We start from the raw sequence: 10,414 nt of genomic DNA, 5'->3' as shown, positions 1-10,414 counted from the left end.
ATGACGGTTGATTTTTCACCCTTCATTCCTTGGTCGCTCCTGGCGGGTCTGGCGGTTATTGTTCTCGCAACCGCTGCCTTTGGCATCTGGCGCGGCGTGCGCGGCGCATGGATTCGTTCGATCGCGGCCCTTGCCTTGCTGGCTGCCCTCGCCAACCCTCTCTTGCTGCAGGAAGATCGCGACCCACTGTCGACCGTCGTGCCCGTCATTGTTGACCGCAGCCAGAGCCAGCAAACGCCTGATCGCATCAAGATGACCGACGATGCGCTGGCGCAGTTGAAGGATCGCCTCTCGCGCTTCCCCAATGTCGAGCCGCGCTACGTCGACGCGACGGAGCCGCAAGATTCCGATGCTCCCTCGACCCGGCTGTTCAATGCGCTTTCGGCGGCTGTCGCGGACGTGCCGCCCGCGCGCATCGGCGGCGCGATCATGCTGACGGACGGCGAAATCCACGACGTTCCCGGCGTCAATCAGGCGCTCGGCTTCGACGCGCCGATCCACGGCCTGATCACGGGCAAGGCCAACGAGTTCGACCGCCGCATCGAGGTCGTGAAGGCACCGCGCTTCGGGATCGTCAATGAGGAGCAGCAATTGATGCTGCGCGTCTTCGACGACGGACCGAGCCCCGGCGGCACGGCAAGCGTCACGGTGAAACTCAACGGCAACGAGATCGCCACGCTCCAGGCAACGCCTGGCCGCGACACGCCCTTTTCGTTCAAGGTCGAGCGCGGCGGCAGCAACGTTCTCGAATTTTCGGTCGCCGATCTTCCGGGCGAAGTCACCGACGCCAACAACCGCGCGGTCCACCTGATCGACGGCATTCGCGAAAACCTGCGCGTTCTGCTCGTCTCCGGCGAGCCGCATGCCGGCGAGCGCGCCTGGCGCAATCTCTTGAAGTCGGATGCCTCGGTGGATCTCGTCCACTTTACCATTCTGCGCCCGCCCGAAAAGCAGGACGGCACACCGATCAACGAACTGTCGCTGATCGCCTTCCCAACCCGCGAGCTGTTCGTCGATAAGATCAAGGACTTCGACCTGATCATCTTCGACCGCTATCAGCATCGCGGCGTGCTGCCGATCCTCTACTACGACTATATCGCCCAGTACGTGGAAAATGGCGGCGCGCTGTTGATCGCTGCCGGCCCAGAACATGCCGGCCAGGATTCGATTGCCCTGACGCCGCTATCGTCGGTGCTGCCGGCCGCACCGACCGGGCAGATGATCGAAAAAGCCTTTTACCCCCGGCTTTCGGAGGAAGGCCGCAAGCACCCCGTTACCCGCGGCCTCGATGGATCCGCTGACGAACCGCCGCATTGGGGCCGCTGGTTCCGCAGCGTCGATGTGGAGCCGCCGCAGGGCCAGACGGTGATGGTCGGCGCTGACAACCATCCGCTGCTCGTTCTCAATCGCGCCGGACAGGGGCGTGTCGCCATGCTGCTCTCCGACCAGGGCTGGCTCTGGGCCCGCGGCTTCGAGGGCGGAGGCCCGCATGTGTCGCTCTATCGCCGCGTCGCCCACTGGCTGATGAAGGAGCCCGCCCTTGAGGAAGAGGCCCTGACGGCACGCGCATCCGGCCGCACGCTGGAGATCACGCGTCAGACCATTGGCGGCGACCCGGGCAATGCAACGGTCCGATATCCCTCGGGAAGGACGGAAACTCTCCCCCTGACGCAAGCCGAGCCGGGCCTCTTCAAGGCCGAGAAGAAGATGGACGAGATCGGCCTTTTCGAGATCAGAAACGGCGACATGACGACGCTGGCGCATGTCGGCGCAGTCGATGCTCCTGAATTCAAGGCCATGATCTCGACGACCGAGGCGTTGAAGCCGATTTCCGACAAGTCGAAGGGGCTCGTCACCCGCGTTTCCGATAGCAGCGGCGCGATCAGCATCCCGCCGATCCTGCCGGTTCGCGGCCAGATCCGCGTTGCCGACGACGACCGCATGCAGATCCACCTTACCAACGAAACGGTGCTGAAGGGCATCAACACCCTGCCGCTGTTTGCCGGTTTCGCCGGTGTCGGCATTCTGCTGCTTGCCTTTGGCGCCATGTGGTGGCGCGAAGGGCGTTAGCGGCATGGCCGAGTTTGAAGTGACCGGCTCGCCCGCCGCCGATGATCTCAGCACGATCGGCGACGCGCTATCAGCCTTCAACGTCCATGACGTCGGCCCAGCCGAACGGCAACCGCTCGCGGTTCTCATTCGAGATACCGACGGGAACGTCACCGGTGGCCTGTCCGGCTATACCGCCTGGGGATGGCTCTTCACGCAGTTGCTGTACATTCCCGACAAGGAACGCGGCAAGGGCATGGCCGGCAAGATCCTTGCTTTGGCGGAAGAGGAAGCAGCGGCACGTGGCTGCCATGGGGCTTGGATCGACACCTTCAATCCGCTAGCCCTGCGAGCGTATCAACGGCAAGGCTACGAGATATTCGGCGAACTACCAGAGTTTCCGAAAGGCCGTACCCGCACGTTTCTGCGCAAGATGCTCTAGCTGAGCGCCGCCTGGCGTGTTTCAATATCGATCGCCGTTGCCGCAAAGGCCGCCACGACCAGCAGGCCCGCAAACAGGCCGATGGCCAGACCGAACCCACCCGTGACGATGAACGCCATCAGGGATGGAGCCAGCAGTCCGCCAAGGCGGGCCATCGCCCCCGCAGCGCCCATGCCTGTCGCCCGTGAGGCGGTGGGATAGAGTTCCGGGGTGTAGGCATAGAGCGCGCCCCACGTCCCGAGTAGCGCAAAACTCATGACCAGCAGCGACGCGCCGATCAGTATGTCGTCAGGAGAAACCACGAAGAGCAGGCAACCAAGCGCAGACAGCAGGCAGAAACCGATCAAGGTCGGCCTGCGACCCCAAGCCTCGACCCCGTAGGCGGCAAGTACATAGCCCGGGATCTGAGCCAGGGCGACGAAGACCAGAAAGCCGTATCCGCGGACGAAGCCGAACCCATCGCTGGCCAGCTTCGCCGGCATCCAGGTGAAGACCCCGTAGTAGGAAACGGAAACCAGGAACCAGATCGTCAGGATCAGTACACTTCGGCGACGAAGCTCGTCGGAGAAGATGCCCTCAGCCACCTGCGACGACGCGACGATTTGATCCTCGGGCAGCAGTGGTGCTTTCCGGTGCAGCGCCAGCATTCGGTTGACGATCACCTTGGCCTCGCCCGCCCGCCCGGTCCGCAGCAGGTAGAGTGGCGATTCAGGAACGAAGAAGCGCAGTGTCAGGCCCAGCAGCGCCGGAACTGCGGTGACGGCGAAAATGTAGCGCCAGGTATCGGCTACCCCGGCGACGCTCGCAGCCCAGGCAGCCAGTGCGACGATCAGCGTGCCGACCGCCCAGAAGCCTTCCAACGCCACCAGCCAGCGGCCACGGCTCTTGGCGGGCAGGAACTCCGCCATCATCGCATAGTCGACAGGCAACGTGCCACCGACCGCCACTCCTGTCAGGAAACGCAGCACGAGCAGGCTGGCAAAGCTGGGAGCGAAGATGGAAAGGGTGCCGAAAAGCGCATCGCAGGCAACAGTGGTGATCAGGACCCGACGCCGCCCGACCTTGTCGGCCATGCGCCCAAAGGCGACAGCGCCGATGAGCATGCCGAGAAAGAACAGCGTACCTGTCTGCAGGGCTTGCGGAACAGTCAACCCGAAGGTGGCCGCGATCGAGGCTGCCGTAAAGCCGACGGCGAGGACCTGCATCGCGTCCGCTGTCCAGACAAGACCGAAGATGCCGATCAGGCGCCACTGGAAGGGCCCGGTGCCGGCGCGATCCAGCGCCTCGTCCATGGAAACGTTGCTCATGCTACCTCTCAAGCCGCTGAAAAATCACGCGAAGCGTGTCTCAGGCCTATGGCTCTCAATACCGCATGCAACCTATTTTCGCCAGCCGATAGTTCCCTTCAGCCTGCTATGCGCATCCTCGACAAGCGGCACGACCAGCACGCGAGACGGATCAACGGGACCGGGAAACGTGATCGCGTTGTGGGCCACCCGCTCGAAGCCGAGGGGGCAGTAGTAAGGCGGATCGCCGACGAGGATGACCGCTTCCGATCCCTTGCGACGCGCGGCGTCGATGGCAATCCGGACGAGTTCCCGGCCGATGCCGCGACCCTTGTGCGACGGCCGTACTGCAAGCGGCCCAAGCAGGTGCCCATTCACCGAGCCGGCCTGAACAGCCGTCATGCGCACAGATGCAATGGTCTCGCCATCATCGGCGCAAATGAAGGAGAGCGAGAGATCGTGCGGCCCCTGCTCGCGGATCCGGGCGGCCGCACGCGTATGCCGGCCAGGGCCGAATGCTTCTTCGTTGATGTGTTCGATAGCAGCGTCGTGCGACGCATCCTCAGTGAGGTAGACCAGATCGTGCTTGTGCATGATGAGACGGAAACCGGATAGACAGAGTTGATGGATCTCGAGCACGCCGTCAGGCGTTCGGGAGCATCAGCGTCGTCGCAGGTTTCTCGGTGCAAACATCAAATCGGTTTCCAGAAATGTGAAATCGCCGATAGCAGGAAAAATTTCAGTCGTCCAATGGAAATTTAGAAAGCGACGGCGCGGCGTGACGCAGTGTTCAATCTTTACCGCCCTGCAAATCGCCAGGACGTGGGATATGTTCGAGCCAAGGAAAATTTGAAGGATCACAATATGGGCATGCTGGTTGATGGCGTCTGGCATGACGTCTGGTACGACACGAAGGAAACCAAGGGGCACTTCAAGCGCACCGCCTCGCAGTTTCGGAACTGGATTACAGCGGACGGAGCGGCTGGCCCGTCCGGAACGGGTGGTTTCAAGGCAGAGGCAGACCGCTACCACCTTTATGTCTCGCTGGCGTGCCCGTGGGCGCATCGGACCCTGATCTTCCGCAAGCTGAAGAAGCTCGAAAACCTCATCAGCGTTTCGGTCGTCGATCCGCTGATGCTTTCGAAGGGCTGGGAATTCAAGATCGGCGACGGCGCCACCGGCGACCATCTCTTCGACGCCAAGACGCTATACGAAATCTACATGAAGGCCGACCCGCACTATTCCGGCCGGGTGACCGTTCCGGTCTTGTGGGACAAGAAGACCAACACGATCATCAACAACGAGTCCTCCGAAATCATCCGGATGTTCAACAGCGCCTTCGATCATCTGACGGGCTCGACCGCCGATTTCTACCCGAACGACCTGCACGCCGATATCGATGAGCTCAACGCTGTCGTCTACGACACCGTCAACAACGGCGTCTACAAGGCCGGCTTTGCCACGACACAGGAAGCCTATGGCGAAAATGTCGTCAGGCTCTTCGAAACGCTGGACATGCTGGAAGACCGTCTCGGCAAGGGTCGTTATCTCTTCGGCGATCGACTGACCGAGGCCGATTGGCGGCTGTTCACGACTTTGGTGCGCTTCGATGCTGTCTATGTCGGCCACTTCAAGTGCAACATTCGCCGCATCGACGACTACCCCAATCTGTCGGCCTATCTGCGCGATCTCTATCAGACGCCGGGCGTCAAGGAGACGGTCAACTTCCGCCACATCAAGGACCACTATTACCGCAGCCACAAGACGATCAATCCGACCGGCATCGTGCCTGTCGGCCCGGCACTGGATCTCGATCGCCCGCATGGCCGTGCCCTACTGGCAGCGGCCTAGCCCTGCGCTCTACCACACGTGGGCGGGCTCCCGCTCGCCCGCGAGTTCAGCCAGACGACGACGCGTCGCGTCCGTTGTGCCCACTGGCAGATCATCGATCGCGAAGAAGCCGCACTCGACGATTTCCCGGTCTGGCGGGCGCGGTGCCGTCTGCTCAACCTGCGTCTTATAGAAAAGGACATGATCGCGGCGGCTGGCCGCCGTATTGAAATAGATGTGGAAGAGCTCCGGCCGTCCGAGGATGCGCAAATTCCCTTCCTCGCGAAGCTCTTTGATCAAGGCTTCCTCGGCAGTCTCATTGCGCTCCAGCCCGCCGCCAGGCATGTGCCAGCCCGGCAGGTAGCTGTGCCGCACGAGAAAGATACGACCCGCCGAATCGAAGCAGGCGGCCCGCACGCCCATCGTCATTCCGCGCGCAACCGCGAAATACATATGCACGATGCGCATCAGCACTCGCGATTGCCAGGGGCGTATGGTTCTGGTCACGCTTTTTCCAATTCCGCTAATCCGTTCAAGCAGATGTGTTTGAATTGCAGACTGACTGGGCTATGTGTCGTCGCATGTTCAAGCTCGCACACATCTCCGATATCCATCTCGGCCCTCTTCCTCGCCTTTCGGTCCGCGAGCTCTTTTCCAAACGCATTACCGGCTTTGTGAACTGGCATCGCAACAGGAGCAAGCACCTTTTCGGTAGCACGCTCGATCTGCTGCTCGATGACATACACGCGAAGCAAGCCGATCATTTGGCGGTTACCGGCGATCTCGTGAACCTCGCAAGCGGACTGGAGATCCGAGCCGCAGCCGCTTGGCTGAAAGAACTCGGTGATCCCGAAGACAATTCAGTCGTGCCGGGAAACCACGATGCCTACGTGCCCGGCGCCTACGAAAAGTCGGTGCGCGCATGGTACGACAATGTGCGCGGTGACCTCGCTCCAGCCGAATGGCAGGAAAATCGCCACGTCTTTCCCTATCTTCGCGTTCGCGGCAAGGTCGCGATCGTCGGCTGTTCGACGGCGGTCGCGACGCCCCCTTTCGCGGCCAGCGGCTTCTTCGGCGAGCGCCAGGCCCGCGATACGGTGAACATGCTGCGTGCCGCTGGCGAGGCCGGCTTGTTTCGCGTCGTGATGATCCACCATCCGCCGATCCGCGGCGCGACCTCCTTCCACAAGCGGATGATCGGCATCCGCCGCTTCGGCGCCGTGATCTCCACCGGCGGTGCAGAACTGGTGCTCCACGGCCATACCCATTTGAACACGCTGCACTGGCTGCGCGGCCAGACTGGTCCGGTTCCCGTCGTCGGTATCGCCTCTGCATCGCAGGGGCCCGGCGGGCTGAAACCCCGTGCCGGCTACAACCTCTTCTCGATCGATGGCGCACCGGGTGCTTGGGAGCTGACCGGGGAACGGTTCAGCATCAACTCCATGGGCGATGGCGTGTGCAGCGAAAGCGTCGATATTTTCAAGGCTTAGCGCCGTTTTTGGATTCATCTTCTTCGCCAAGCTGATTCAGGAATTCAAGATGACGATATCTTGAATTTGGCAAAGCATCCGAGGTCTTGGCAATTGGCGATTGCCACGTAAACTTGTCGCCTCGGCAGCACCAATTCACGGAGTTATTGCATGCCCATGGCGTCGATCAGTCTTCGCAGTCTGGCTTTGGCCGGCTCGCTTGCCCTCGCAGTCTCCTCATCCGCCCTTGCCATCGGCGACGAAAGCGACGAAACCAAGCCGCCGCCAAAGACCGAAACGACGACAAAATGTGCCGGCGGCAAGGTTTGGGATGCGAAGCGCAAGGAATGCGTGGTCCCGAAGAAGAATTCGTTCAACGACGATGAACTCTACAAGGCTGCCCGCGAATTTGCCTATGCCGGTCAATACGACAACGCCCTGACGGTGCTTCAGCTTGCCAGGAACCAGAACGATCCGCGCATCCTGAACTATCTCGGCTATGCCAACCGCAAGGCGGGCAGAATGGAGCTGGGGATGTCGTATTACCGCAAGGCGCTGCAGGCGGACGAGAATTATATTCTGGCACGGTCATATATGGGACAAGCTTTGGTGGAACAGGGTGACGTGCAGGGAGCGCGCGTCCAGCTCGTCGAGATCCGGGATCGGGGCGGCGAGCAGACCTGGGCCTATCGCTCGCTGCTGCAGGCACTGAATGGTTATCGTACATACTGACGTTGATCCGAGCCGAGCCTAATGAAGAAAAGCTTTGAGAACCCGTGGGATAGGCCGCCGGATGCTTGCGAAGCATCCGGTACTTGTTTCATAAAGGACACAGAAGCAATATAAATCGATATGCTGCTGGGCGCTCTCGCCGACCGCCCAAGCATTACCTGGAAAGACTATGCGTCAACCCGTGACGACCATCGATATCAGACGCGACCTGGTGGGCCTTCTGCCCCGGCTGCGGCGTTTCGCGATGACCCTTGCAGGTGACGCAGCGAGTGCGGACGAACTCGCACAAGTGGCGTGTGAGCGCGCCATCGCCAAGAGCGGACAATGGAATGGCGAAGGCCGCCTGGAAAGCTGGGTCTACGCCCTCGCCCGCCAACATTGGACGGACGAGCATCGGCGTCGGAAGCCGCACCCCACTCCCAGGGGCAATGTCACCGATATCCGGGAAGCGAACCGCGATCGCACCTCGCTTGTCAATCCCGATGTCATCCACCGCATGATCGCCGACATGCCGGAAGGCACATCCAGCGCCTTTTTGCTGGTTGTTGTCGAAGGGCACAGCTATCAGCAGGCCGCCGACATCATGGGTGTCACCATCAACATCGTCGTATCCCAGCTTGCCGCGGCGAGACTGCATTTCGCCAGTGTCGCGGACAACTATCCTCACAGGTACTGAATTGCTCGATTTCAAGAAACTGCCGCTCGATGCTCAGCTAGCCGCCCTGCTGGATGGCGAGACGACGCCCGAACAGAAGCATGAGCTTGAGCAGCGCCTGGCCACCGACGAGGGTGCCAAGCGGCTCTACGACAAGCTGCGACACGGCGCCGACTTCGGAAAGCACCGCCTCGACGACGTTCTCAGGGAGCCGGTTCCACTCGCCCTCGTGCGGTCGATCAAGAGCGCGCAGCCACCAAAGGCTCCGGTTGCACCGCGCGTTTCGCGGCCCTCCTTCAAACTTGCGCCGATCGGCCCACAGGCTCTTGCGGCTGCAATCGTCCTCCTCATTGCCGGCTGTGGCATCGGCTTCTTCGCCGCCGGCAGCATGAGCACCATGCAATCGCCTGCCGCGACAACGATGGAAGCCATTCCTGACTCCAACGAGTGGCTGACCGACGTCATCGCCAACCAGCGGCTTATCGCCCGCCAGCCCCGTCATATTTTCGAGGTTCCGTCGACCCAGGCAGAGGAAATTTCTACCTGGCTGACCTCAACGGTCGGCGTCGCGTTCCGTGTCCCTGACCTGTCGGAACAGGGCTGGACCTTCCAGGGTGCCCGCGTCTTCATCGGCGACAGCAGGCCGGTCGGCCAACTCGTCTACACCAGCTCCGATGGCGACCTGGCTTCCATCTGCTTCCGCAAGGACAACCTGCCTTCCGAGGCAGACGATTTCAAGGAAACGATCAAGGACGAGATCGGCGTCGTTTCCTGGCACAATGCCGGCACATCCTATGTGCTCGTTGGCCCGTCGTCGGAAGCCTCGCTTGGCCAGCTCGCCATGCAGGTCGCTACATCGATCTGAGCCTTTCAGGGTTGAATTGAAAAGCTTTAGGACATCAGGACCACCTTCCCCGTTGCCATGCGGCTTTCGATCGCCCGATACGCCTCCGCTGCGCCGTGAAGCGGAAACTGGCGCCCGGGTAAGAGCCTCAGCTCCCCGGAAGCGGCCAGTTCGAAGAGCGACTGGAGATCGGGAACAAGACTTGCTCCCAGCAACGGCAGAAGCGCAAGGCCTCTCAGCGACTGGTTCTTGTCGAGCATGCGGGTAATGTCCTCGGCTGTGGCTGCGAACCGGCCGAGCGCCGCAAAGACAAGTTCGCCGCCATCCGCGAGAACCGCGAGCGACGCACGCGTCATGTCGCCACCAATCGTGTCGTAAACAACGTCCGGGCGGGGGCCAGCTAAAGACGTTTCCCAGCCGGGGGCGCTATAGTCTATAGCCAGATTAGCCCCCATCTCCAGCGCCAGCGATCGCTTTGCTGCGCTCACTGCCGTCGCGATCACGCGCCGAGCACCACGACGCCTGGCAAGCTGGGTCAGCAAGTGAACCCACGCCACCTGCCGCGGCATGAACAAGGACCGTTTTGCCCATCAGCGAGCTTTGCTGGACCATATGCAATGCTGTCAGTCCCTGCACCACCAGGGCAGTTGCGCCGGAAAAGGGGAGCCTATCGGGTATAGGCACGGCATATCCTGCGTCGACCGCCACATATTCGGCGTATCCGCCTCCGCGACCGAGGGCAAAGAGCGGCACGGCAACTCGCGTCCCAAGCCGAGTGCCGTCGACGCCTTCACCCACTTTCTCGACCACTCCGGCAACTTCGACGCCCGGCAGCATCGGCAATAGAGGCGTCACCGCGTAGCGGTCAGCGCGCATCAAGACTTCAAAGAAATTGACGCCTACGGCGTGAACCCTAACGAGCACTTCGCCGGCCTGCAGTTCGGGCACCGGCAGCTCAACACAGGTCAAGACCTCGGGCGAACCGAAATGGTCGTAGCGGATGGCTTTCATAGCAAACCTCACGTTTGAATTGGCGTGAGATGCGCCTTAGCAATAAGCTGCGCTGCCAAAATACAGAGAATTTGGTGCTACACCCACCAGGAGGTG

At 61.4% G+C, this 10,414-nt stretch carries 10 protein-coding genes and 1 pseudogene; 7 read left to right on the top strand and 4 right to left on the bottom strand.

Features of this window, described 5'->3' with window-relative positions; genetic code table 11:
* Complete coding sequence (locus tag C934_RS0115660) at nucleotides 1–2,070, top strand: membrane protein (protein WP_018857601.1); 2,070 nt, start codon at nucleotides 1–3, stop codon at nucleotides 2,068–2,070.
* Nucleotides 2,071–2,074: 4 nt separating this feature from the next.
* Nucleotides 2,075–2,491, top strand: a complete 417-nt coding sequence (locus C934_RS0115655) for a GNAT family N-acetyltransferase (protein ID WP_018857600.1) — start codon at nucleotides 2,075–2,077, stop codon at nucleotides 2,489–2,491.
* Here the strand turns inward: C934_RS0115655 and C934_RS0115650 are convergent.
* The gene (locus C934_RS0115650) at nucleotides 2,488–3,798 is read right to left on the bottom strand and encodes an MFS transporter (RefSeq protein ID WP_018857599.1); all 1,311 of its coding nucleotides are present in this window, start codon (nucleotides 3,796–3,798) and stop codon (nucleotides 2,488–2,490) included. The two genes, C934_RS0115655 and C934_RS0115650, sit on opposite strands and share 4 nt — an antisense overlap.
* Before the next feature lie 72 nt (nucleotides 3,799–3,870).
* Entirely contained in the window at nucleotides 3,871–4,371 is a 501-nt protein-coding gene (locus C934_RS0115645; RefSeq protein ID WP_025660399.1) for a GNAT family N-acetyltransferase, read from the bottom strand.
* 270 nt (nucleotides 4,372–4,641) lie between these two features.
* Here C934_RS0115645 and C934_RS0115640 point away from each other — a divergent pair, with 270 nt between their 5' ends.
* On the top strand, nucleotides 4,642–5,628 hold the full coding sequence (locus C934_RS0115640; RefSeq protein ID WP_026371828.1) for a glutathione S-transferase family protein: 987 nt from the start codon (nucleotides 4,642–4,644) through the stop codon (nucleotides 5,626–5,628).
* 9 nt (nucleotides 5,629–5,637) lie between these two features.
* Here C934_RS0115640 and C934_RS0115635 read toward each other — a convergent pair whose 3' ends face one another.
* Entirely contained in the window at nucleotides 5,638–6,075 is a 438-nt protein-coding gene (locus C934_RS0115635; RefSeq protein WP_051085592.1) for an NUDIX domain-containing protein, read from the bottom strand.
* 113 nt (nucleotides 6,076–6,188) lie between these two features.
* Between C934_RS0115635 and C934_RS0115630 the strand changes: the two genes are divergently transcribed.
* The 4 genes from C934_RS0115630 to C934_RS0115615 all read left to right on the top strand — a co-directional run bounded on the left by C934_RS0115630 (nucleotide 6,189) and on the right by C934_RS0115615 (nucleotide 9,328).
* Complete coding sequence (locus tag C934_RS0115630) at nucleotides 6,189–7,097, top strand: metallophosphoesterase (RefSeq protein ID WP_018857595.1); 909 nt, start codon at nucleotides 6,189–6,191, stop codon at nucleotides 7,095–7,097.
* 150 nt (nucleotides 7,098–7,247) lie between these two features.
* A complete protein-coding gene (locus C934_RS0115625) occupies nucleotides 7,248–7,808 on the top strand; it encodes a hypothetical protein (protein ID WP_018857594.1) in 561 nt (186 codons plus the stop codon).
* A gap of 169 nt (nucleotides 7,809–7,977) precedes the next feature.
* Nucleotides 7,978–8,484, top strand: a complete 507-nt coding sequence (locus C934_RS0115620; RefSeq protein WP_018857593.1) for an RNA polymerase sigma factor — start codon at nucleotides 7,978–7,980, stop codon at nucleotides 8,482–8,484.
* A 1-nt stretch (nucleotide 8,485) separates the two neighbouring features.
* Nucleotides 8,486–9,328, top strand: coding sequence for an anti-sigma factor family protein (locus tag C934_RS0115615; RefSeq protein WP_018857592.1), 843 nt, complete (start codon nucleotides 8,486–8,488; stop codon nucleotides 9,326–9,328).
* A gap of 26 nt (nucleotides 9,329–9,354) precedes the next feature.
* On the opposite strand, the pseudogene C934_RS32000 reads toward C934_RS0115615, so the two are convergent.
* Nucleotides 9,355–10,318: pseudogene (locus C934_RS32000) on the bottom strand (quinone oxidoreductase family protein).
* Nucleotides 10,319–10,414: the final 96 nt, after the last annotated feature.

This window comes from Rhizobium sp. 42MFCr.1, from assembly GCF_000377185.1.
In the GTDB taxonomy this organism is placed as follows: Bacteria; Pseudomonadota; Alphaproteobacteria; order Rhizobiales; family Rhizobiaceae; genus Rhizobium; species Rhizobium altiplani.
The sequence above is the reverse complement of the archived record's forward strand: the minus strand, read 5'-3'. Positions and strand labels throughout refer to the sequence as shown.